Origin of the sequence: Micromonospora sp. B9E7 (assembly GCF_039871815.1) — a bacterium.
GTDB lineage: Bacteria > Actinomycetota > Actinomycetes > Mycobacteriales > Micromonosporaceae > Micromonospora.
Genome location: NZ_JBDPLX010000016.1, coordinates 91,013 through 115,491 on the forward strand (window position 1 = coordinate 91,013; position 24,479 = coordinate 115,491).

Sequence of the window (24,479 nt, forward strand, 5' to 3'; positions counted from 1 at the left end):
CGGGGCGGGAACCACCGCCACCGTCACACTGAGTGACGTCCTGCGGGTCTGACTGCCGTTTCGGCGGACGGCATGAGGACAGGCCAGAACAGTCGTGCCCACCAACGCGTCCAGGCACAACCTGACGCAGCGTGGTGCCCGTGGTCACACCCCCCACGCCCGCCCAACCTAGGAGACGGCATGCGCCGCAACACATTGCTCATCTCAGTGATCGCCGGCCTGTTGCTGGCGCTCGGACTCGCTCCACCCGCCTCAGCGGCCCCGGCCTTCCGCGCCCTGTTGTTCACCAAGACCGCCGGCTACCGGCACGACTCGATCCCCGCCGGGATCAGCATGTTCCAGCAGCAGGCCGCCGCGAACAACTTCGAGCTGGTGGCGACCGAGGACTCGAGCGTCTTCACCGCCGCCAACCTGGCGACCTTCGACGTCATCATCATGTTCCAGACCTCCGGCATGGTCTGGACCTCGGCGGCCCAGCGCCAGGCGGTGGAGGGTTATCTCGCCAGCGGCAAGGGCATCGTCGGCATCCACAACGCCACCGACATGGGCATCGAGTCCGAGTACCCGTGGTGGGACCAGACCATCAACGGCGGCGCCCACATGCCCGAGCACTCCCCCGGCGTGCTGCCCGGCACCGCCATCGTCGCCGACAAGCAGCACCCGTCGACGGCCGGTCTGCCGGATCGGTGGAACCGCAGCGAAGAGTGGTACAACTTCGACACCAACCCGCGCGGCAACGTACACGTGCTGGTGACCGCCGACGAGCGCACGTACAACCCGGGATCCCGGGCGATGGGCCCGGATCATCCGATCTCCTGGTGCCGCAACGCCGGCGGCGGGCGGGTGTGGGCCACCGCGATGGGCCACGCCATCGCCTCCTACAGCGAGACGAACTTCCGCAACCACGTCCTCGGCGGTGTCCAGTGGGCCGCTGGCAACGCGCCCGGAGACTGCGGCGGCACGGTCTGGGGCAACTTCGAGAAGCGCACCCTCGACGACAACACCGTCGACCCGATGGCGATGGGTGTGGCCCCGGACGGCCGCGTCTTCTACGTCCAGCGCGGCGGCCAGGTGAAGATCTTCAAGCCCTCCACCAACAGCACCGTCACCGCCGGCACGCTCAGCGTCTACACCGGCGGCGAGGACGGCCTCACCGGCATGGCGCTGGACCCCAACTTCGCCAGCAACGGGTACATCTACCTGTACCACTCGCCGGCCAGCAGCAGCACCGACGTCAACCGGGTCTCCCGCTACACGGTCAGCGGTGACACGCTGAACACGTCCAGCGGTGTGACGATCATCGACATCCCTGCGTACCGGGACCGCACCTTCCCCGAGCCCGGCCACACCGGCGGGTACATCAAGTTCGGTCCGGACGGCAACCTCTACATCGGCACCGGCGACGACACGCCGCCGAACCTCGACCCCAACTGGCAGGGCTACGCCCCGCTGGACTGGCGCTCGGGCAAGTCCAACCTCGACGCCGCCCGCAGCGCCGGCAACACCAACGACCTGCGCGGCAAACTGCTGCGCATCCGGCCCTCGGCCAGCGGGGGCTACACCATCCCGACCGGCAACCTCTACGCCCAGGGCACCGCGCAGACCAAGCCGGAAATCTACGCGATGGGCTTCCGCAACCCGTTCCGCTTCTCGATCGACCCGGCCAACGGCTGGGTCTACCTCGCCGACTACGGGCCGGACCGGAACCCGCCCACCACCAACCGGGGCCCCGAGGGCCTGGTCGAGCTCAACGTGATCAAGCAGGCCGGCAACTACGGCTGGCCGTTCTGCCACGGTGACAACCAGGCGTACGCGCCGTTCAACCCGGACACCGGCGTCGTCGGCTCGAAGTTCAACTGCAACGCGCCGGTCAACAACTCACCCAACAACACCGGCCTGACCAGCCTTCGCCCCGTCGTCGCACCCAACATCTGGTACGGCTACGGCACCTCGCCGACCTTCCCGGAGCTGGGCTCCGGCGGCTCGGCGCCGATGGGTGGACCGATCTACCGGTACGACCCGGCGAACACCTCCGCGACGAAGTTCCCGCCCTACTACGACGGCGTGCACTTCTTCTACGAGTGGGCGCGTAACTACATCAAGGAGGTGCACTTCGACTCGTCCTCGGCGGTGACCCGGACCAACCCGTTCCTGCCCGGCACGCGGTTCAACAAGCCGATGGACATGGAGTTCGGCAAGGACGGCTCGCTCTACCTGCTGGAGTGGGGCACCAACTTCGGTGGCGGCAACAGCGACTCCGGGCTCTACCGGATCGACTACATCCAGGGCGGCCGGTCGCCGATCGCCAAGGCCACCGGCACGCCGACCAGTGGTAGCGCGCCGCTCACCGTCCAGTTCAGCAGCGCGGGCACGGCCGACCCGGACCCGGGCAACACGCTGAGCTACCAGTGGACGTTCGGCGACGGGACCACCTCCACCGCGGCCAACCCGTCGAAGGTGTACACCGCCAACGGCAACTACACGGCGCAGCTGAAGGTCACCGACAACACCGGTAAGACCGGCTTCGCCAACGTCCAGATCACCGTCGGCAACAGCGCCCCCGTGGTCACCATCACCACCCCGCCCAACGGGGGCATGCTCACCTTCGGTGACCGGGTGCCCTACCAGATCACCGTGACCGACCCGGACGGCGGCACTGTCGACTGCTCGAAGGTGTTCCTCAACCCGGCGCTCGGTCACGACGACCACGCCCACGAGACCACCGAGTATCCGGGCTGCTCGGGCACCATCTCCACGGACCTGCTCGGTGGGCACCCCGACGGCGCGAACCTGTTCTACGTGCTGAACGCCCGGTACACCGACAGCGGCGGTGCGGGGGGCGCGGCCCCGCTGACCGGCACCGCGCAGGCGATCCTGCAACCGAAGCACAAGCAGTCCGAGTACTTCAGCGGCCAGTCCGGCATCCGGGTCGTCGACCAGGCCGCCGCGGAGAGCACCAAGCGCGTCGGTGACATCTCCAACAACGACTGGATCTCGTTCAGCCCGATGAGCCTGTCCGGCATCTCGACCGTCAGCTACCGGCTGTCGTCGCCGTCGGGTGGCGGCACGATCGAGCTGCGGTCCGGCTCGCCCACCGGGACGCTGCTGGCCACCACACCGGTGCCCAGCACCGGTGGCTGGGACAACTACCAGTCCACGGCGCCGGTGAGCGTCGCCTCCAGCAGTGGCACGCAGACGCTCTACATGGTGTTCAAGGGCAGCGGCAACAACTGGTTCGACCTGGACTCGCACACCTTCGGCGGGAACGGCGTCGGGACACCCACCAACGGCGGCGGGGGTCTGGCGGGCAAGACCTACACGGTCACCGCGCAGCACAGCGGCAAGCTGATGGATGTCAGCGGGGTCTCCACCGCCGACGGCGCCCAGATCACCCAGTGGGCCTCCACCGGCGGCAACAACCAGAAGTGGCAGGCCGTCGACGCCGGTAGCGGTGCGGTCTACCTCAAGGCGGTACACAGCGGCAAGTGCGTCGAGGTGGTCGGCAGCTCGACCGCGGCGGGTGCCTTCCTCCAGCAGGCCACCTGCAACAACGGCAACCAGCAGAAGTTCACCGCGACCGCGACCGGAACCTCCGGCGTGTACACGGTGCGCAACGTGCTGAGCGGCCTCTGCGTGGACGTCAACGGCGCCGCCACCGCGGACGGTGCCCGTCTGTTGCAGTGGACCTGCCACAGTGCGGCCAACCAGCAGTGGCGCTTCACCGCGCTGTGACCCGCGGCTTGTCGCGGTAACGAATGACGTCCCGGTCGGGACCGGTGTCCGATGAACGGAGCCGGTCCCGACCGGGACGTCTTCTTGTCAGCCGCGTCCGGCGGCGTCGTACTGGCCCGGCTACGCGGCGAGCAGCCCCGCTGTCGCCAACGCGTCCCAGAGCTCGTCGGGCACGGCGGTCTCGAACCGCTGCACCGTCTCGGTCACCTGCGCGCCGTTGCGCACACCGACGACCGTCGACACCACTGCCGGGTGCCTGCGCACGAAGGCGAGCGCCGCCTGCGGCAGGGTCACGCCGTACGTCTCGCAGACCGCCGCGATCCGTCGCGCCCGCTCGATCAGGTCTGCGGGAGCCTGCTGGTAGTTGTAGACGGCGTCGGCCGGTGGCCGCTCCCGTGACAGCAGCCCCGAGTTGTAGACGCCCGCGATGACCACGCCCACCCCCCGGCTCTCGGCGACCGGCAACAGGTCGTCCGCCGCGCCCTGCTCCAGCAGGGTGTACCGCCCGGCGCACATCAGCACGTCGACGTCGGTCTCCCGCACGAACCGCGCCAGCATGGCCGACTGGTTCATGCCGGCGCCGATCGCGCCCACGACGCCCTGGTCACGCAGCTCGACCAGGGCGGGTACGGCTTCGCGTGCCGCCTGCTCCCAGTGGTCGTCCGGGTCGTGCAGGTAGACCACGTCGACCCGGTCCAGCCCGGTACGGTCCAGGCTGGCCTCGATCGAGCGGAGAACGCCGTCGCGGCTGAAGTCCCAGACCCGCCGGTGGCTGGCCGGGACGTCGAACCCGCCGGAGTCCCGCAGGTGCGCGTTCTGCGGCGACGGCACCAGGAGTCGGCCGACCTTCGTCGACACCACGTACTCGTCACGTGGCCGCTCACGCAGGGCAGCGCCGAGCCGACGCTCGGACAACCCCAGCCCGTAGTGCGGCGCGGTGTCGTAGTACCGGACACCCGCCTCCCACGCCGTGTCGACCGCCGACGCGAACTCCTCGTCCGTCGTCGTCCGGTACAGGTTGCCGCCCTGGGCCGCGCCGAAGCCCAGCTCGGTGAGGCGTACCTCCGGTCGGAGCGCCAGTGCCCGCGCCCTCACGCCGCCTCCAGCCCGTAGACCCGGCGTGCCGTGTCGCCCCAGACCGCCGCCTGGCCGGCCGTGTCGTGGTCTCCCAGCAGCTCCGCCAGCGCCTCGACCCACCGAGCGTACGAGCTGGCGAGCAGGCAGACCGGCCAGTCCGAGCCGTACATCAGTCGGTCCGGCCCGAACGCGTCGAGCGCGTCCTCGACGGCCGGTCGGAGGTCTCCCGGCGTCCAGGACGCCCCATCCACCTCCGTCACCAGCCCGGAGATCTTCGCCGTCGTGTTGGGCGCGTCCGCCAACGCCCGCAGGTCGCGGGTCCACTCCGTCATCTCCGGACGGCCCAGCGCGGGCTTGCCCAGGTGGTCGAGGACGAAGCTCACCTCCGGCAGGTCGTGCGCCAGGCGCGCGGCCATCGGTAGCTGGTGCTGGCGGACCAGCAGGTCGAACACCAGACCCGCCGCACCCACCGCGGCGATCCCTCGCCGGACGTCCGGACGGTCCAGGTACGCCGGGTCGGTCTCGCTCTGCACGAGATGACGGATGCCGACGAGGCGTTCCCCGCCCGGTGCCGCCCGCAGCCGGTCGATGCGGGCGGCGACGTCGGCGGCGGTCAGGTCCACCCAGCCGACGACCCCACGGACGAGGGTGTCCTCGGCCGCGATGCCCAGCAGGTCCACCGTCTCCGCCTCCGACGCGATGGACTGCACCACCACGGTCGCGGTGACCCCGGCGGCCCGGGCCAGCGGCGCGAGATCGGCGGGCTCGAAGTCGGCGTCGATGGCCGCCATCGTCACCGGGTCGATCCACGACTGTGGGTGCCGTGCGCGGACCCAGAGGTGGTGGTGCGCGTCGACGATCCCGGCTCGCCCGGGCCCCTGTCCGCCGGTCATCGGCCCAGCCAACCGCCGTCGACGGGCAGCACGATCCCGTTGACGTAGTCGGACGCGGCCGAGGCCAGGAACACCGTGGCACCGCCGAGATCGTCGGCCCGACCCCACCGGGCGGCCGGAATCCGACCGAGGATCGCCTGGTTACGGTCGGGATCGTCGCGCAGCGCCTGGGTGTTGTCGGTGGCGATGTAGCCCGGGGCGATCGCGTTGACGTTCACCCCGTGGGCCGCCCACTCGTTGGCCAGTGCCTTGGTGAGGCCGGCCACGCCCGACTTCGACGCGGCGTAGCCGGGGACGGTGATACCGCCCTGGAAACTCAGCAGCGACGCCGTGAAAATGATCTTCCCTCGGCCGCGCTCGACCATCGTCCGGCCGATCTCCCGGCTCAGGACGAACTGGCTGCTGAGGTTCACCTCGATGACCTGGTCCCACATCTCGTCCGGATGCTCCGCGGCCGGAGTGCGGGCGATCGTGCCACCGTTGTTGACCAGGATGTCGACCGGCCCGAGAGCGGTGAGGTCCCGGGCCAGCCGGTGCACGGCGGCCCGGTCACCGAGGTCGGCCCGCAGTCCGGTGAACCGGCGGCCGGCGGCCTGCACCCGGCGTTCGACCTCGCTGCCGTTCGCTTCGAGCTGGGCGGAGACGCCGACGATGTCAGCGCCGGCCAGGGCCAGGGCCTCGGCCATGGCGAGGCCGATGCCGCGCCGGGCCCCGGTCACGACGGCGGTCTGTCCGGACAGGTCGAACAGTGCTGTCACTGGTTGCCTCCCTGCAGATCGAGCAGCACCTTCATGACGCCGCCACCTTCGAGCGCCGTGAAGGCGGCGGCGGCCCCGTCGATCGGCTCGACCCGGGAGATGAGCTGTCGTGCCGGGATCGCACCCGAGGCGACCAACCGGATCGCCTCCACCATGTCGTCTCGCTGGTAGAGCCGGGCGCCGAGGAGTTCCAGCTCGCGCCAGAAGAACCGGTGCAGATTGACCTCGCGGGGCTTGGGGTGGATCGCCACCATCACCAACCGTCCCCGGGTGGTGAGGACGTCGACCGCCGTGGTGACACCGGCGGCAGCGCCGGACACCTCGAAGGCGATGTCGGCGCCCGCTCCGTCGGTACGGTCGTTGACAAGTGCCACGACATCGGTCGACCCGGGGTCGACGGCCTCGATCCCGACGCCGCCCGCCACCTCACGCCGGTACGGGTCCGGCTCGACCAGGAGCACCCGCGCGCCACGGCTCTGCGCGACGGTCGCGATGAGCACCCCCACCGGCCCACCGCCGACCACGACCACCTGGTCGTCGGCGGACACCTTGCCCCGCCGGACGTCGTGCACGGCGACCGCGACCGGCTCCACGAGCGCCGCGTGGTCGAGCGGTAGTTCCTCGGGCAGTGGCAGGACCAGCTCCGCCGGCACGTTCCAGGACGACTGCATGGCGCCCGGTGAGTCGATACCGAGGAAGTTCATGGCGTGGCAGATGTGCGAGGTGCCGCGCTGGCAGGCCGCGCACTGTCCGCACGGGCGGGTCGGCATCACGGTGACGGGCTGGCCGACGCTCCAGCCGTCGACGTCCGCACCGACGGCGGCGATCCGCCCGGACATCTCGTGCCCGATGATCGCGGAATCACCGACCCGGGCGTCCATGTCCCCGTGGTAGATGTGCAGGTCGGTGCCGCAGATTCCGGTGTAGGCCACGTCGATCCGCACCTGTCCTGGACCGGGTGGCGCCGGTTCACGGTCTTCGATTCCGAGGTGACGCGCCCCCCGGTAGACGACTGCCTTCATCGATCCTCCGTCTCGACGGTCGGTACGTCGGTCGTGCCGACCGTGCATGGGCGTGGGTGCACCGCCGCGGCGGTGCACCCACGTTCCTCCTGATGTGGTGCTCAGCTCGCTACCGCCCGCTGGACGCCACCTCGTTGTGCGAATTCAGCGACACGACGGGCACCTGCCGGCCGGCGACGATACCGTCGACACCGGCCAGCAACCGGCGGCCGGCCCGCTCCGGCCGGACGTTGGGACTGTCGGCCGTCTGCGCCTGCGGGCGGCGGTTGGCGGCCCGGATCAACTCCTCGTCGACGCGGACACCCAGCCCGGGTGAGTCGCCGAGGATGAAGGCGCCGTCCTCGACGTGCAGGTCGATGGAGACACCGACCGGTCGGTGAAGGTCCTGCAGCTCGCTGGTCAGGTGGTTCGGCACCGAGGTCGCGGCGTGCAGCAGCCCGACCGGGCTGTTGCCGATGGGGCTGACCGGCAGGTCGTGGGCGTGGGCCAGGGCGGACACCCGCAGGAAGTGGGTGACCCCCCAGACGGCGGCCATCTGGACGATGTCGACCGCGCCGGCCGCGATCAGCGGGCGGTACTGCTCGAGCCCGGTGAGGTTCTCCCCGGTGGCGACCGACGCGCACACTCCTCGGCTGACGGCGGCGTGGCCCTCGGCGTCCCAACGTCGGACGGGCTCCTCGATCCAGATGAGGTCGAGGGCGCGTTCGAGTTCGCAGACGTGCCGCACGGCCTGCTTCCGGGTCCATGCCTCGTTGACGTCGAGCATCAGACCTGGCCGCCGGCCGTGCCCGGCCTCGGCCAGGACGTCTCTGACCAGGCCGAGCCGGTGCCGGTCCCGCTCGATGTCGAGGCCGCCCTTGAGCTTGGCGGCCCGCAGGCCATAGCTGGCGTAGACCTCGTACGCCGAGACGAGCTCGTCGTCGGTCAGACCGATGTCCAGACCGGAGGCGTAGGCGTTGACCCGCCGGTCACGTCCGCCCAGCAGCCGCCACAGTGGCTCACCGGCAGCCTGCGCCTTGATGTCCCACAGTGCGGTGTCGAGAGCACCGATGGTGCCGAACACCGGCCCCGCGTGGCCGGCCTTGAAGGTGTGCCGCAGCATGCGGTCGTACAACGTTGTCACCGCACGGGGGTCCTCGCCCTCGATCGCGGCGAAGATCCGCTCGATCTCGACGTGCGGCCCGAGGCCGACGCCCGTGATGCCCTCGTCGGTGTCGACGAGGACGATCGAGACCGGGACGACCCCGTCGGCGAACACGCCGTTGGCGTCGCCGACGGGGCGCCCCCATTCCTGGACCGTGGTGAGCGTCCGATAACCCGTGATCCGCATGTCAACCCTTCGTGGAACCGGCGGCGACGCCGTCGGCAATTTGGCGCTGGAGGAACAGGTAGACCAGAAGGACGGGTATCGCGGCGATCAGCACCCCGGAGGCGAAGGTGGGGATGTTGTCGGAGTACTGCCCTCGCAACGAGGTCACCCCGATCATGAGCGTCCGGTTCTCGGCCGACGGCATCATCACCAGCGCCATGAGGACGTCGTTCCAGCAGAACAGGGCGTTGAGGATGCCGACCGACAGCAGCGCCGGGCGGCCCAGGGGCAGCATGATCCGGCGATACACGCCGTAGACGGTGTTGCCGTCGATCCGGGCGGCATCGATGATCTCCGGTGGGATGCCCTTGTAGTAGCTCGTCATCAGGAAGACGGTGAAGGGCAGGAACTGGGCCACGTAGACGAGGACCAGACCGGGGTACGTGTCGATCAGCGCGGTGTCGGCCATTATCCGCGCGAGCGGCACCATGATCACCTGAAACGGGATGAAGAGTCCCGCGAGGCAGCCCAGGAACAACGCCGACGAACCACGGAACCGCAACTGGCTCAGGGCGAAGCCGGCCATCGACCCGAGCAGGAGCAGCAGCAGCACCGACGCCGTCACCACGATCAGTGAGTTGACGAAGTAGCGGCCCATGCCGACGCTGGTCCACGCCGTGCTGATGTTCTCCCATTGCAGGGTGCTGGTCAGGGAGAACCGGTCCAGGATGTAGTCCCGGCGGGTCTTCATCGCGACGTTGGCGGTGAAGAGCAGGGGGTAGATCGTCGCCACCGCGAGCAGTGACATCGGGATGGCGAGCATCCACCATCCCAGACGGACGCGGGGCATCAGTCCACCTTTCCCGATCGTTCGAGCAGTTTGATCTGCAACATCCCCACCACGAGCATGATCGCGAAGAGAATCGTCGATGCGGCGGACGCCAGCGCCGGGCGGTTCATCTGGCCCTGCTGGATCCAGATGTAGTACTCCGGCAGGTACGTCGAGCCCTCGGGACCACCGCTGGTCATGACGAACAGCAGCCCGAACATGGAGGTCAACATCCCGATCATCGTGGTCACGAAGACGAACTGGATGGTCCGCGAGAGGCTCGGGATGATCACGTGCCAGACGACCTGGCGCAGTGACGCGCCATCCACCCGGGCGGCGTCCAACAGCGCGGCGTCGAGCGTGGCGAACCCGGCGAGGAACACCACCAGGGCCATCCCGAAGGTGGCCCAGATGTGGACGCCCACCACCACGAACATCGCGACGTCCGGGTCACCGAGCCAGTCCACCGGGCCGACCCCGACCGAGCCGAGGACGGCGTTGACGGGGCCGTCGAAGGCGAGCAGCAGGTTGAAGATCGCCCCGACGATGACCGGTGAGAGCACCGCGGGAAAGAAGTAGACGCTGCGGTAGAAGCGGTGGCCCGGCACCCGGAGGTAGATGAAGGTGGCGAGGAGACCGGGGATCGCCACCGCCACCGGAAGCAGCAACACCAGCAGGCCGACGTTGCCCAGCGCGGTACGGAACAGCGGGTCACCGAACAGCTCCTGGTAGTTGCCGAACCCGACCGCTTCTCCGTTCCGGTCACCGTCGCCGGTGAAGGAGAAGTTGACTCCGAGGATCAGCGGGTAGAGCCGCAGCGCCACGATGATCAGGACGGCCGGAGCGACCAGGATGTAGGGGGCGAAGCGCTCCGCCCCGAGGCCGCTACGGGTGCGACGGGGACGGGTGCCACCCCGATGTGCGGAGGATGTGGCCGCCGGACCGCCGGCCCGTCCGGCCGAAGCCAGACGGACCGACGGTTGCGTGTTTCCGATCGGCACGAGGTCAGCCCGCCTGGTCGGAAGCGGCCAACTGCTTCACCACCTCGTCGACGGTGATCGAACCGCTGAGCAGCTGCTGGGAGAGCCGTCCCATCAGGTCGATCGTCTTCGAGGAGAGCGCGACGTGCAGAGCGGGCTTGCCGGTCTTCAGCTCACCGACGATCGTGGTGGCGGCCGGGCCGGCCTGCGACACGTCGATCGTGGTGTCGGCTGCGATCGCGCCGGCGTCGGCATAGAACGCCTTCAGCGCGTCGGCCGAGCTCAGCGAGCGCACCAGGTCGGCGGCCACCTTCGGGTCCTTGGTCCACTTGGCGACCGCGTAACCGATGCCACCGTCGTACGGAAGACTCGGAGTGGTGCCTGCGGTGACGACCGGGGCCTTCATCACGCCGAGCTTCTCCGGGGTCAGGAACTCGTTGAAGTCCTGCCAGTGCCCCACGTCCGACATGAGGCCCATGACGTGGGCGGCCTTGCCGGACTGGAAGGCGGCGAAGGAGTCGTTGAACATCGCGGTCGAGTTGGCCCCGTCCGTGTTCATCTTCTTGTCGCCGGTCTCCTTCCAGAGCTCGAAGATCCGCTTCACGTTGGGCGAGTTCCAGTCGCGCTTGCCGGTGATCCAGGCGTCGTACTCCGCAGCGGGGAGGGTGACCGACCCCATGCTGGAGAGCCAGAACTGGATGCCGACGCCCTCCTTGTTACCGAGGGCGAAGCACCTGGAACTGGCCTTGGCGATGGCGGCGCAGTCGGCGACGAACTTGTCCCACGTGGTGGCAGGGCTCGCCGGGTCGAGTCCGGCCTTCTGGTAGATCGCCTTGTTGTAGTAGATGGGGTAGCCCTGCAGCGTCACCGGGGCGGCGTAGACCTTGTCGTCCTTTGTGAACGCCTCCCAGCCGGCCAGCCGCTGCTTGTCCTCGGCCACGTAGTCGTTGAGCGGCACCAACGCGTCCACCCGGTCGCGGATCTGGCCACCCCCGTTGAACAGCATGACGTCCGGGCCCTTGCCGGACTGGATCGCCGCACCGAGCAACGTGTAGTACTGGTCGAAGGGTTGCGCGACGAACTCGACCGTGACGTCCGGGTGCTTCTTCTTGAAGTCGGCCTTCGTCTTGTCCAGATACGATTTGGCGAAGGGCTCACCGGACTTCCAGTCCCACACCACCAACTTGCCGTCGGAGCCCTTGGACGAGCTCGAGTCGCTAGCACTTCCACAGCCGGTCAGGGCCAATCCAACAACGAAGACGGCCGACCATATTGCGCGCTGTCTCATGAGTTGTCACCTCTGAAAGTGGGGTGGCCGACGACCCTGCCGTCTGCCATCGTTGATCGGAAAGTAACTCGTATGACGTGTGACGTCAATACTCGGCCGTAGACTGGTCGGGACGTCGTGCCACGGCGAGTCATTCGGAGGGGACATGACGCCAGCTCAGGAGACAGCGCTGAACAATCCGCCAACCCCGGCGTGGGTACGTCGACCGACAAACCTCGCCCGGGCGGTCACCGCCGAACTCGTGCAGCGCATCGTCCGTGGCGTACACCCGTCGGGGACGTCCCTGCCTCCCGAGCCGATCCTCTGCGAGACCTTCTCGGTGAGCCGGACCGTCGTCCGGGAAGCAGTCAAGATCCTTCAGGAGAAGGGGCTGGTGCAGGTCCGCCAGGGCGCCGGCACCATGGTCACCCCGGCGTCACAGTGGCACATGCTCGACGAACTGGTCCTCGCGGCCACCATCGCCGAGGACGACAGCCTCGCGATCCTGGACGACCTGGTCGTCACCCGACGGGTGCTCGAGTCCGACATGGCGAACGTCGCCGCCCGGCTCGCCGACGCGGAGACCATCGACCGCCTGCGGGCCATGGTCGACAGGATGGACGAGCTGGTCGACGACCACGTGACCTACCACGAGCATGACCGGGCCTTCCACGACACGATCATGCAGGCCTCCGGCAACCGCATCGCCCGCGGTGTCGTACGCGCACTGGAGAGCCAGGTCATCAACACCGCCAGCTACATGGGCCGCACCGAGCGCTCCCTGTGCGTGGCGTCCAACCAGGGCCACCGGCGGATCTACGAGCGCATCGCCGCCCACGACTCCGAGGGCGCCGCCGAGGCGATGTTCACCCACATCACCGAGGCCTGGCTGGTCCGCCGCAGCGGTTCGGGCAAGCCGGTTCGTCTGCAACGCTGAGCGGCAGCGCCACACTCCCAGGCACGGGAGCGGACGCTGCCGCCGACGTCAGCGCCGGCCTCGCCGGCGACCAGGGTCAGGAGAACTGCGCGAAGAACCTCCAGATCTCACCCTTGGTCCAGGTCGTGATGCCACTCTCGGCGTAGGTTCCGTCCACCGGGCCGGGCATGTGGCCGTTGTCGTACGCGGCCCACTGCACCGGGTAACCGGACCGGCAGCCCGAGTAGGTGGTCGTGATGTGGGTGCGGCTACCCGCCCCCGGCTCGGGCGGGTTCTGGGCGGTGCACCCGTTGTTCCGGACGAACGTGTCGCGCAGCGACCGCCCCTGGGAGATGCTCAGGACGTTGTCCGAGATGCCGTGCAGCCCGAAGTACGCGATGGGCTGCGTCCCGCCGCTGCACCCGCTGATCTGCCCACCGGAGATGACCGCGACGGCCCGGAAGACGGTGGCCCGGGCGCAGGCGATGGCGTAGCTCATGCCGCCGCCCCAACTGAAGCCGAGGGCGAACCGCTGCCGCGGGTTGACACAGAGGCTGCTCTCGATCCGGCTGATCATGTCATCGACGAAGGTGATGTCCTCACCGCCGGAGTTGCCCCAACCATTGCCGAATCCCTGCGGGGCGACCAGGATCGCGCTGTTGTTCGACTGCTCCTGCTGCCCGTAGTAGGACCACGGCGTTCCGCTGGTGCCGCCGGACGAGACGTCCTGCATGGTGCCGCCCCGCCAGTGGAACGCGAAGATCAGCCGGTAGGGGTTGCTGTTGTTGTAGTTGGCCGGCACGCGCAGGGTGAAGGTTCGGCTCTTGCCGTTGCTCTGGATCGTGTGCGTGCCGCTGGACAGCGTCGGCGCCTTGCCACATCCGCTGCCACCGGACGGTGGCGGGTCGGTGCCGCCGTCGGTACGGATGAGCTGCCACTGCTGGTTGGCGCCGTTCCAGTCGGCGTACTGCACGATGTTGCCACCGTCGGTCGTGGAGGCTCCCTGCACCTCCACCGCCTTACTGCTGTGCCGGCTGATCAGTCGGACGTGGCCGCCGTCCGAATCGGCCAGGCGGAACTGCTGGTTCGTCCCGTTGAGGTCGGACCACTGCACGATCGCGCCGCCGTCGGCGGTCGAGAAGCCGCTGACATCGAGGACCTTGCCGGAGTGCCGGGACTTCACGCGGTAGTAGCCGCCTCCCGAGTCCACGAACTGCCACTGCTGATTGGCGCCGTTGTTGCGGGTCCACTGGCTGATCCGCGCGCCGTCGTTGGTGGCCGAGCCGTACAGGTCCAGCGCCTTGCCGCTGTTGCGGTTGACCAGGACGTACCAGGCGTTGGTATCCACGGTCGCCGCCGCCGCGGGCGCCGGGTTGACCGCGACGAGCGCGCTGGCCGCCATGACCGCGGCCGCCGCCGTGGCCAACCCTGACCGCCAGCGATGTCTTGGTGGAGAGGCGGGACGAGCCTCACCGATGACCTTCATGGTCCACTCCTTCGATCGGGGTCACCCACGAGCAGAACGCACGCGCGTGCCCTGGCGTGCGTGCTGGCGACTGGTGGTGGCGTCAGCACGTCTGGGGTTTCGAGATTCGGCCGCCGCCGAGCGACCTTGGACCCAAGCCACGGACCGACCGGGGAGCAGGCCCGCGCCGGGTGTGCGGTGCCCGTCTGGCTCCCGGCAGCCACATGGCCCGCGGGTGAAAATTAGCGCTAAAGACGTCATACGTCAAACGATTGGCATCTATTCTTCGAGGTTCCCCACGGCCACTGGCATGGGCGCTGGTAGCGGCCCCTCGGGTCTTCGAGTCTCGACGAAGCAGTGACTTGACGTACCTGTTGTTATCGCTCACAGTCGATGAACGATGGGGCGGCGCTGATCGGGCGAGCGGCACTTCCTCAGCGGGCACAAACAGCGGCCCGCCCCGGGTGGGGGCGGGCCGCCGTCCTTGCCACCTGTCTCGTCCGGTCGCTATCCGATCCGGACCAACTGCCACTGCTGGTTGTTGCCACCCCAGTCGGCGTACTGGACGACGTTTCCTCCGTCCGCGGTGGACGCGCCCTGCACCTCGACGGCCTTACCGCTGTTGCGGTTGATCAGACGCAGGTATCCGTCAGCCGAGTTGGCGATCCGGAACTGCTGGTTCGTGCCGTTGAGGTCGGACCACTGCACGATCGCACCGCCGTCGGCGGTCGAGAAGCCGCTGACATCGAGCACCTTGCTGGAGTGCCGGGACTTCAGCCGGTAGTAGCCGCTCCCCGAGTCCACGAACTGCCACTGCTGGTTGGTGCCGTTGTTCCGCGACCACTGGCTGATCCGCGCACCGTCGTTGGTGGCCGAGGCGTACAGGTCCAGGGCCTTGCCGCTGTTCCGGTTCAGCAGCACGTACCAGGCACTGGTGTCCACCCCGGAACCCGGCGGAGGCGTGGTGGGCGGAGTCGAGCCGCCGTTGAGCGCGTCCAGGACGGCGGTGTACGCGGCCTTCTTGTTGCCGTTGCAGTCGAACAGCAGCGCATTGTCCGACCCACGCCACGAGTCACAGTCGCGCACGCCCCACGTGGTGATGCCGGTGCAGCGCGAGACAGCCAGGCAGGCGCGGGTGACCGCACCGAAGATGTTCGCCTGGTTGCCACCCGTCATCACGTCCAGCTCGGTGATCTGCACATCCACGCCGAGGTCGGCGAAACGCTGCAGGTTCGCCTGGTAGTCACCGGCCAACGAGGTGCCCAGGTGCGACTGGAACCCCACGCAGTCGATCGGCACACCACGGGACTTGAAGTCCCGCACCATGTTGTAGATCCCCGTCGACTTCGCGTTGATCCCGTCGGTGTTGTAGTCGTTGTAACACAACTTCGCACCCGGATCCGCAGCCCGCGCCGCCCGGAACGCCGCCTCGATCCAGTCATTACCCGTACGCTGCAGATTCGAGTCACGCCGCCCACCCGAACCACCATCGGCGAACGCCTCGTTCACCACATCCCACGAGTGGATCTTCCCCCGGTAGTGCGTGGCGACCTGGGTGACGTGGTTGATCGCGGCGTTGCGCAACGCGCTGCCCGACATGCCCTGCGCCCAACCCGGCTGCTGCGCGTGCCACAGCAGGGTGTGACCCCGTACGCTCATGCCGTTGGCCTGCGCATGGCTGACCAGGCGATCACCACTGGAGTGGTTGAACACGCCCTGCTGCGGCTCGTTGGAGGCCCACTTCATCTCGTTCTCGGCCACGACATCGTTGAACTCACGGTTCAGAATCGTCGTGTAGGCGCTGGTGGACAACTTGTTGACGGCGACAGCCGCGCCGAAGTAGCGACCCTTCTCGGCCGCTGCCGCCTTCAACGTCGTGCCGGCGCCGGCTGCGGGAGTCAGCGCCACGGTCATGCCGGTGGTGAGGGCGACGGCGAGGGTCGCCGCCGCCAGCAACGTTCTGCGTGATTTCATGTCGTTCCTTTTCAGTGGGTGCATCGGTGGTGGTGATGTGCCACGTCGATCAGGACGGCCGCCTGGTGCGGCGCACGCGGTTGGGGAAGGCGTTCGCCGGCACTGCCGGGAGCCCTGAGGTGACGTCCGCCTGCCCGGAGGGGACGCCGGATTCGAGGTACGACCCGCAGGGCTCGCCCGGTGAACCCAGCGAAACGATAAACCTCGATATCGAGGGTGAGCGATAACATGCCGTTCGTCAAGACGAAACGAGCCGTTCACGCCCACGCGCCGGAACACCTCGTATCGCCTACCATCGGCTGCCTGCGAGGATCGCTGCCATGCGGCACGCAGTCCGTGGACGGGCCGGACCGCCGGGAGACGCCTGACGGTGGTCCTGTTATCGCTCACAGCCAGGAGAGACTGGGTGGCGACTGCGCGCACCAGCCGCAGCAGCGGGCGGTCGTCAGCCAGCAGACCCGCCGGGCCCCCGCTCCGCCAGGCTCGCCTCGACACGAACTCCGGCAAGCATGTCGGCGGTGGTGTGCGCCCGGATGCCGGGCTGCGTGCTGTCGGTGAACCGGGCGACGACCGCCCGAACGTGCCGCTCGGCGGGCGCGGCGAGGCCGTCGTAGACCGCCGCGAACAACTCCTGTGCCGGCCGCCGGAGCCACCCCTCCGGGAGGAGTTCCACGGGCAGCTGCGGATCGAGTGCGGGGAACCGCCGGAAGGTGTCCATCACCTCGGTACGCGCCCGTACCGCGGCAACACCGTCGACCTCCCCGGAGACCACCCTGGGCAGCAGCGGCGTCCAGCGTCGGAGGAACGCGTCGTAACTCCGGCTGATCGCCTCGATGTCCCAGGCCTCGATCGGGGCACGATGAATCGCCGACCCGAGCGGGGCCTGCCGGCCGCGAAACACCGTCACGGCACCGAGGGTGAGCTGTTCGAGACGGGCCCGAGCCGGGGCGTTCAGTTCGCGTGGCGAGATCCACAGCCCGTCGTACAACGGCGCGTAGCCGAGCCACCGCAGCTGAGCCCGTAGGGCTCGCCGCTGGGTGCTCAACTCCTGCGGCAGCGAGAAGGCGACGACCGTCCAGCACCCGTCCCATCGCACCGTCGAGGTGGTGGAGGTGAGGATCCAGTGGGCGCCGGCGGAGAGGCTGGCGGCCGCGGCGCGGCTGAGCCGGTACGAGCTGCGGCGTCCCAGTCGACTGCCCTCCAGTACGCCCCGGCGAGCCAGCCGGCTGATCGCGGTGCGCGCCCCGGCCGTCGTCACGCCGGTCTCTCCGAGCAGCGCCACGATGGCGGCGGACGGGAGGGAGACACGAGTCCGCAGGGTGTAGTCCGCCAGCAGGGTCACGGCGACCCCCTGGGGCGAGTTGCCCACCTGCCGCCGGGGCAGCCGGAGTTCATGGTCTCCGTCGTCCGGATATATCTCGTCGATGTCGAACGGGCTTGCCACAGGCGCTCCGTGCTCTTCAGGGACGGTGTGACGACTGTAGACGGATCGCCGCCCCGCCGACCCCCGGGATCACGCGCAAATCGAGATGCTTCGATTGACACTTGCAGGGCCGAGGGGAACACTAATTGCCATGCAACGCCGTCCGGAGCCGGGCAGGGCAAGCCACAGGTAGCGGGCAGGCGCGATCACGCGGGCGTCGGGCGCACCCGCCACCGGATCGCGCGACCAATCCCAGCCGTACCGGCAATCGAAGGAGTCGTCCGTTGACAATCAAGAGAAAACTGCTGCTCGCCCTCGCCTTGCCGCTGGTGACAGCCGGCCTGGTGGTGCCCGCGCTCCGACCCGCGTACGCGGCGTCGCTGACCGAGGTGACCAGCTTCGGGGACAACCCGGGGCGGATGCGTATGCACGTCTACGTACCGGACAACCGCCCGGCCAAGCCGGCGACGGTGGTGGCCATGCACGGCTGCGGAGGGTCCGGCCCGGGCTTCTACTCCGGGAGCGAGTTCGCCAGCCTCGCCGACCGCTACGGGTACATCGTGATCTACCCCTCGGCGACCCAGCAGGCCGGCTTCGGCAACTGCTTCGACACCTGGTCGGACGCCGCCAAGCGGCGTGGTGGGGGCAGTGACCCGGTGTCGATCATCTCCATGATCCGGCACGTGCAACAGCAGTACGCGGCCGACCCGGACCGGGTCTACGCCACCGGCAGCTCGTCTGGCGGCATGATGACCAACCACATGCTGGCGCTCTACCCCGACGTGTTCAAGGCCGGAGCCGCGTTCATGGGCGTGCCGTTCAACTGCTTCGCCAACGCGGCGGACTACCCGCCCGGCAGCAGCCAGTGCACCGGTGGGAACATGAACCGCACCCCGCAGCAGTGGGGCGACGCGGTGCGCCAGGCCTACCCCGGCTACTCCGGCCCCCGGCCGCGAGTGCAGGTCTGGCACGGCACCAACGACACCCTCGTGCCGTACTCGTTGTTGCAGGAGACGATCGAGCAGTGGACGAACGTGTTCGGGCTGAGCCAGACACCCACCTCCACCGACACGCCCCAGGCCAACTGGAACCGGCGTAGGTACGCCGACAGCAGCGGCACCGTCCAGGTCGAGGCGTACAGCATCCAGGGTGCCGGGCACAGCCTGCCCTCTGGCGGTATGGCCGCCGCTGCCGTGCAGTTCTTCGGCCTGACCAACCCCACGACGCCGCCGCCGACCACCCCGCCGCCCACCACGCCGCCGCCCACCACGCCGCCCCCGACCACGCCGCCGCCGACCAACGGCGCCTGCCGGGTGGCCGTCGCCGTCAACGCCTGGAACAACGGCCTGACCGAGAACATCACCATCACCAACACCGGCACCAGCGCCGTCAACGGCTGGTCCCTGGTCTTCACCCTGCCGAGCGGGCAGACCATCACCTCGGGCTGGAACGCCACCTACTCGCCCAACTCCGGGCAGGTGACGGCCCGGAACGCCTCCTACAACGGCGGCATCCCCGCCAACGGCTCGGTGACCATCGGCTTCCAGGCCACCCACAGCGGCAACAACGGCCGACCGTCCTCGTTCACCCTCAACGGCGCGTCCTGCACGATCGCCTGAGACCAGGCTGGCGTCGACGAAACCGTGCGCCGGTCACCACCTTCGTGGTGACCGGCGTACGACTCCGTTTCGGGCGTGGTCGGGGTCAGCGGTAACCGGCGCTCACCACGCTGGCCTGCACCGCGTTCTCGGTCGCGTCGGACGGGTAGCCGGCGACCATGGCCCCCTCGTAGAAGGTGCCGGCGCTCAGGTTCGCGCCGCCGTCGGGCTTGCAGCAGTCACCACCACTGCCGAGGATGATCGCGCCCTGCTTCTTCATCGGGCTGTATCCCGGCGGGAGCGAGCCGTCCCACAGCGTGTAGAGGCTGCCGGACTGGGCGTCGCTGCCCTTGATGGCGAAGCGGGAGACGCCGTTGTTCTTCAGCGTCGCGGTGACGAACTTGCTGGTGAAGGCACGCTGGTTCGGGTTCCAGGAGCTGCTGCCGCCCGGGAAGAGACCCCATTCGAGGTCGGCCTGCACCCAGGGGCCGGTGCCGGAGCAGCCGCCGAACCAGCACTGCTTGCCGAAGTTGATGGCGTCCATCGCCCCGGCCGCGTCGGCCTTCCTGGTCGTCTCGCTGTTGCCGTAGTCGAAGCAGCAGCCGCTGTTGACGTGGGTGCCGCTGGTGACCATGTACATGCCCTCGGGAGCCGCTCCGGTCGGCACGCCGGTGAGGTGCCCGTCGCGCCAGTAGCTGTTGCCCGGGTTGATGTAGAGCGAGTACGCCTTGGCGCCGCCGACGGTCAGCGACTCCGACGTCGCGATCGCCGGCTTGCTCTGCGGCGAGCCCGGGACCACGCTGGAGCCCTGGTACCAGAGGTCGTTGCCGCGCCCGGACTGGTCGAAGACGACGGTGATCACGCAGGTCGTGCCGGAGCAGAAGGAGTCCTGCGTCGCCGCGACGGCGGTGCCGCCCGCGCCGGACACCCCGATGTTGCGGGTCGTGTTGTCCGACGAGCGCCGCACCTGGTAGAGGTTGCCGGCGTACGCCGCGTAGAGAGCACGCGTCGTGCTGTGCGCCGCGATGCACGGGGTGCCACCGGAGGCGTAGATGTCACACGGGCGCGCGCCGCTCGGCGGCGGGGTGGTGGGCGGTGGGGTGGTCGGCGAGGTCCACTGCTGGTTGGTGCCGCCGTTGCAGGCCCAGAGGATGAGCTTGGTGCCGTTCGCGGTGGCGGCGGCGTTGGCGTCGAGGCAGAGCCCGGACTGCACGCCGGTGATGGTTCCGTTGCTGTTGACGTTCCACTGCTGGTTGTTCTGGCCGTTGCAGTCCCAGATGATCGCCTGAGTGCCGTTGGCGGTGCCTCGGCCCGAGGCGTCCAGGCACTTGTTGCCGTACACCGTGAGCTGTTTGCTCGACGTCCAGGTCCAGGTCTGGCCGGCGGCACCGTTGCAGTCCCACAGTTGGGTCTGGGTGCCGTTGGTGGTGCTGGAGTTCGGCACCTCGACGCATCGACCGGACTGGGTGCCGACGATTGTGGTGCTCTGACCCGGCTCGATCGCCGCGGACACGGCTGCGGCGGCTTCGGCGGCGAAAGGTGAGGTGGCGGGCGTGACGCCGTAACCGACGAGGACGCCGACCAGGGCAGCGGCCAGAACGCTCAGACGTCGGACGCGACGGCGTCTCGGGACGGGATCGGGGGCCATTCCTGGCCCACCGGGGGACGGAGTTCGCACGAGGTCACTCCTCGGAGTCGCAGAAGCGGGGGATGGTCGATGCGCCACGGGCGGCGGTGGGGTCGGCGAATCGATTCGCATCGAATGGTAGGATCTTTGTTTCATTCATGTCAATGAATGCTCTCGTCGGGTGACGCGCTGACCGTCGGGCGGGCGGTCAGCGCGTCACCTCCCCCGAGGGCACCTACCGGCCCAGGACCCGCCACGTCTGGTTCAACGGGCTGCCCTGGTTGGCCGCCCGGCACGGCCACTGGTGGACCAGCGCACCGGCCGCCGTGGACACCGTGCTGACATCGACGCACTTGCCACTGTGCCGGGCTACCAGTTGGTAGTCGTGCGAGTCGTTGCCCGAGTAGGTCACCTTGCGCAGGGTGAACTGCTGGTTGAGGCCGTTCAGGCAGGTCCACTGGTGCACGGGCGCGCCGTCGGCGGTGGACACGCCGCTGACGTCGAGGCACTTGCCGCTCTGCTGGTTGACCACGGTGTAGGTGTTGGCCACGCCGGCGACCGGCCGGAAGTTCCAGAGCTGCTGGTCACCGCCGTCGCAGTAGTTCTGCTGCTGGACGTTGCCGTCGGCCGTGCTCAGGCCGGCGTTGTTCAGGCACTGCTGGGAGTGCTGCGCCACCGCCACCGACTGGAAGCCACCGTCCGAGGGCGGCAGCAGGGTCAGCGTGTAGGTGTCGGTCTGGTTGGTGTACGGCAGGGTCACGGCGACGTTGTTGCTGGACACGTTCAGCACGCTGTTCGAGACCGTGATCGGCCCCTGCACGGCGCCGCCGTTGTTGTGCGGAATGCGCTGGGTGAGCACCCGGACCTGGCTGTTCTGCACGATGCCGCTGGTCGTGTCCAGGCCTTGCAGGTTGACGGTCAGGTTCCCGGTGGTACGACCACCACCGACCAGGACCTTCGCCGTGCCGGTCGCCTTGGTGGCGTACGCGTCGAACGACTGGCTCGGGGTCACCCCGACGATCTGCCCGGTCTGGGAGGCGTAGAAGCGGTAGTTCCACCACTCACCCTTGGGCTGGTGCTGTCCGGCCGAGTTTCGGATCAACAGGTTGCCGAGGTCGTTGTGCAGGCTGCCACCGCTGGCCCAGTTCGCCCGTAGGCCGTCCGCCCGGGCCCGCTCCAGACGCGCGATGTACCAGGCGCCGTCGGCCGGGTTCTGCTCGTCGGGGGCGCCGTACTCGTTGATCTGGTACGGACGCGGGTGGGCGATGCCGCGCGGATCGAGGGTGGCGTTGGCGGCGGCGACGTTCGCGACCGGGTCACCTGGCAGCGAGTGCCAGCTGATGATGTCCGGCACCGTGTTGGTCGAGCGGACGAAGTCCAGGTACTGGTTCCAGAAGGTGTGTGTGGTGGACGGTACGCAGGCACAGCTCGGCCCGACGATGAGCTGGTTGGGGAACTCCGCCCGGATGCGCTGGTAGGTCCGGCGCCACAGTTCGAGGTACTGGGAGATCGGGCGGTTCCAGAAGATGGTGATGTTGGGTTCGTTCCAGATGTCCCACTGCACCGACAGGCCGGACGCCCGGACGTCGCCGATCAGGCGGGTCAGGAAGTTGTCGTAGTCGGTCCAGTTGCCGTTGTCACCGGGGAAGCGGGAGATCCCCGCGCCGTCCGCACCCCACAGGTCGTGCGGCAGGATGATGAACTGCCCGCCGAGGGCGTTGGTCCGACGCGCCTGGGCGACTGTGGAGTTCCAGCGGCGGTCGTAGGTTCCGCCGACCCAGCCGCTTCCCGGGAGCTGTGCACCGCCGGCGCGCATGTACTGGAACTTGACGTCCCGGTAGAAGTGGTCGGCCGGACCGCTGGCGTTCTCGGTCATGCCGTAGATCCAGCCGGAGGCGCGGTAGGTCGGCGCACCGCTGGTCGAGGAGAAGTTGACGCTGATCGTCTCGTTGGCGGCCTGGGCGGGGGACGAGGCGACGGTTACGGCGGTCGTGGCGGCGAGCAGGCCGACCACGAGTCGGGCGACGATCGCACCGGCTCGTCCTGACCTGCCGCGGGACGGGGTTTTCACGGGCGGCTCCTTGGTGGGGCGTGGGGGACGCTCTCCGGAGGCAGCACTTGCGAATCGATTCGCACGGATCGTAGAACCGGACACTGAACCGTGTCAATGAATCGACAGCCCGATTAAGGCTATGTTTCCGCGCCCGGCCGCCTATCTCTTGACCACCGGTTACGGACCGCCTTATCTTCGTGCGAACCGATTCGTCGAATCGATTCGCCTCATGGCCGGGCTCCGCCCGGCCCGCGACTGTCACACCACCCCACCCCTGACGATCGACTTGAAGTGAGGCACCACATGACCGGACTCAGCCGTCGGCGGCGCCTGGCCGCCGTCGCCGTGATAGCCCTCGCCGCAGCGGCCGGCAGCGCCTGCTCGTCCTCGGACAAGCCCGCCGACGGCGGCGCCTACCTCGTCTGGGATCCGTATCCCCAGTTCACCGACGACTCCGAGTGGGTCGCGCTGCTCAAGAAGTGCGGCACCTCCGCGGGCGTGACGGTCGAGCGGACCGGCTACGACACCACCGACCTGACCAACAAGGCGCTGCTCGCCGCCCAACAGGGAAACTCCCCGGACGTGCTGATCGTCGACAACCCGGTCATCTCGACGCTGGCCGAGGCCGGCGCGCTCACCACCACCGACGACAACAAGCTGGACGTCTCGGCCATGGAGAAGAACCTGCTCGGCGCGGGCCAGAGCGAGGGCAGGACGTACGGGGTGCCGATCGGAGCGAACACCCTCGCCCTCTACTACAACCGGGACGTGCTCACCGCGGCCGGTGTCGACCCCGCCGCCGTCAAGGACTGGGCGTCGCTGACCGAGGCGCTGGGCAAGGTCAAGGCCAAGGGGAAGAAGGGCATCACCTTCTCCGCGATCGGCACCGAAGAGGGCAGCTTCCAGTTCCTGCCCTGGTTCTGGGGATCCGGCGCCCAACTGACCAGTCTGGACTCGCCGCAGGCGGTGGCCGCGCTGACCCTCTGGACGGACTGGCTCAAGCAGGGCCACGCCCCGAACTCGGTCATCAACAACACCCAGACCACGAGTTGGCAGGAGTTCGCCACCGGTGACTACGCCTTCGCCGAGAACGGCACCTGGCAGCTCGCCAACGCGGAGAAGCTCGGCTTCGCGTACGGCACCATCGCGATCCCGGCCAGCGCGGGCGGGCCGGCCCCGGCGCCCACCGGCGGCGAGTTCGTCTCCATCCCGGTGCAGAAGAACACCGGACGGTACGACACGTCGCAGAAACTCGTCACCTGCCTGACCAGTGCCGACAACCTCCTCACCACCGACACCACGCTCTCCTACGTCGCACCCGTCGCCGCCGTCCAGGACCGGCAGGCGACCGCGGACCCCAAGCTCAAGGTCTGGGTCGAGGCGGTCCGGGCGGCCAAGGGCCGCACGGGCGACAACCTCGGCACGAAGTACCCGAAGATCTCCGAATCACTGTGGACCGCTGTGCAGGCGGCCCTCAGCGGCGGGAAGTCGCCGGGAGAGGCGCTGGCCGCCGCGCAGGCCGCAGCCACGAGCAAGTAGGCGAGCCGAAGCGACCC

The 24,479-nt window shown here is 68.8% G+C and carries 17 protein-coding genes; 4 read left to right on the forward strand and 13 right to left on the reverse strand.

Translation table 11 applies throughout. The annotated features are described in order from the left end of the window. Window positions 1-180: 180 nt before the first annotated feature. Window positions 181-3,732 carry a ThuA domain-containing protein gene (locus tag ABGB10_RS23565; protein ID WP_347663125.1) on the forward strand — a complete coding sequence of 1,184 codons (3,552 nt, stop codon included), beginning with the start codon at window positions 181-183 and terminating at the stop codon, window positions 3,730-3,732. A 120-nt stretch (window positions 3,733-3,852) separates the two neighbouring features. Here ABGB10_RS23565 and ABGB10_RS23570 read toward each other — a convergent pair whose 3' ends face one another. From ABGB10_RS23570 to ABGB10_RS23605, 8 genes are all read right to left on the reverse strand, one after another. Continuing rightward, a complete protein-coding gene (locus ABGB10_RS23570; RefSeq protein ID WP_347663126.1) occupies window positions 3,853-4,827 on the reverse strand; it encodes an aldo/keto reductase in 975 nt (324 codons plus the stop codon). Beyond that, window positions 4,824-5,702 (reverse strand): amidohydrolase family protein, encoded by an 879-nt coding sequence (locus tag ABGB10_RS23575; RefSeq protein ID WP_347663127.1) that lies wholly within the window; start codon window positions 5,700-5,702, stop codon window positions 4,824-4,826. Before ABGB10_RS23575 ends, ABGB10_RS23570 begins: the two co-directional genes overlap by 4 nt. Next, a complete protein-coding gene (locus tag ABGB10_RS23580) occupies window positions 5,699-6,460 on the reverse strand; it encodes an SDR family NAD(P)-dependent oxidoreductase (protein WP_347663128.1) in 762 nt (253 codons plus the stop codon). Before ABGB10_RS23580 ends, ABGB10_RS23575 begins: the two co-directional genes overlap by 4 nt. Beyond that, complete coding sequence (locus ABGB10_RS23585; protein WP_347663129.1) at window positions 6,457-7,482, reverse strand: alcohol dehydrogenase catalytic domain-containing protein; 1,026 nt, start codon at window positions 7,480-7,482, stop codon at window positions 6,457-6,459. Before ABGB10_RS23585 ends, ABGB10_RS23580 begins: the two co-directional genes overlap by 4 nt. Window positions 7,483-7,591: 109 nt before the next feature. Continuing rightward, the gene (locus tag ABGB10_RS23590; RefSeq protein WP_347663130.1) at window positions 7,592-8,812 is read right to left on the reverse strand and encodes a mandelate racemase/muconate lactonizing enzyme family protein; all 1,221 of its coding nucleotides are present in this window, start codon (window positions 8,810-8,812) and stop codon (window positions 7,592-7,594) included. 1 nt (window position 8,813) lies between these two features. Next, entirely contained in the window at window positions 8,814-9,641 is an 828-nt protein-coding gene (locus ABGB10_RS23595; RefSeq protein ID WP_347663131.1) for a carbohydrate ABC transporter permease, read from the reverse strand. Next, window positions 9,641-10,621, reverse strand: a complete 981-nt coding sequence (locus ABGB10_RS23600; RefSeq protein WP_347663132.1) for a sugar ABC transporter permease — start codon at window positions 10,619-10,621, stop codon at window positions 9,641-9,643. Before ABGB10_RS23600 ends, ABGB10_RS23595 begins: the two co-directional genes overlap by 1 nt. 4 nt (window positions 10,622-10,625) lie before the next feature. Continuing rightward, window positions 10,626-11,777 (reverse strand): extracellular solute-binding protein, encoded by a 1,152-nt coding sequence (locus tag ABGB10_RS23605; protein ID WP_347663133.1) that lies wholly within the window; start codon window positions 11,775-11,777, stop codon window positions 10,626-10,628. Window positions 11,778-12,033: 256 nt separating this feature from the next. On the opposite strand from ABGB10_RS23605, the gene ABGB10_RS23610 reads away from it, so the two are divergent. Continuing rightward, window positions 12,034-12,804: a FadR/GntR family transcriptional regulator gene (locus tag ABGB10_RS23610; RefSeq protein WP_347663134.1), complete on the forward strand. Its 771-nt coding sequence runs from the start codon at window positions 12,034-12,036 to the stop codon at window positions 12,802-12,804. 76 nt (window positions 12,805-12,880) lie between these two features. On the opposite strand, the gene ABGB10_RS23615 is transcribed toward ABGB10_RS23610, so the two are convergent. The 3 genes from ABGB10_RS23615 to ABGB10_RS23625 form a co-directional block, all read right to left on the reverse strand. Continuing rightward, on the reverse strand, window positions 12,881-14,269 hold the full coding sequence (locus ABGB10_RS23615) for an RICIN domain-containing protein (RefSeq protein ID WP_347663135.1): 1,389 nt from the start codon (window positions 14,267-14,269) through the stop codon (window positions 12,881-12,883). A gap of 486 nt (window positions 14,270-14,755) precedes the next feature. Next, complete coding sequence (locus ABGB10_RS23620; protein WP_347663136.1) at window positions 14,756-16,222, reverse strand: endo-1,4-beta-xylanase; 1,467 nt, start codon at window positions 16,220-16,222, stop codon at window positions 14,756-14,758. A 445-nt stretch (window positions 16,223-16,667) separates the two neighbouring features. Beyond that, a complete protein-coding gene (locus ABGB10_RS23625; protein ID WP_347663137.1) occupies window positions 16,668-17,666 on the reverse strand; it encodes a PaaX family transcriptional regulator C-terminal domain-containing protein in 999 nt (332 codons plus the stop codon). A gap of 263 nt (window positions 17,667-17,929) precedes the next feature. On the opposite strand from ABGB10_RS23625, the gene ABGB10_RS23630 reads away from it, so the two are divergent. Then, complete coding sequence (locus ABGB10_RS23630) at window positions 17,930-19,264, forward strand: PHB depolymerase family esterase (protein ID WP_347663138.1); 1,335 nt, start codon at window positions 17,930-17,932, stop codon at window positions 19,262-19,264. Window positions 19,265-19,349: 85 nt separating this feature from the next. Here the strand turns inward: ABGB10_RS23630 and ABGB10_RS23635 are convergent, their stop codons facing one another. After that, entirely contained in the window at window positions 19,350-20,921 is a 1,572-nt protein-coding gene (locus tag ABGB10_RS23635) for an arabinofuranosidase catalytic domain-containing protein (RefSeq protein WP_347663139.1), read from the reverse strand. 184 nt (window positions 20,922-21,105) lie between these two features. Next, entirely contained in the window at window positions 21,106-22,941 is a 1,836-nt protein-coding gene (locus tag ABGB10_RS23640) for an RICIN domain-containing protein (RefSeq protein WP_347663140.1), read from the reverse strand. 285 nt (window positions 22,942-23,226) lie between these two features. On the opposite strand from ABGB10_RS23640, the gene ABGB10_RS23645 reads away from it, so the two are divergent. Continuing rightward, window positions 23,227-24,462, forward strand: a complete 1,236-nt coding sequence (locus ABGB10_RS23645; protein WP_347663141.1) for an extracellular solute-binding protein — start codon at window positions 23,227-23,229, stop codon at window positions 24,460-24,462. The last annotated feature ends 17 nt before the right edge of the window (window positions 24,463-24,479 follow it).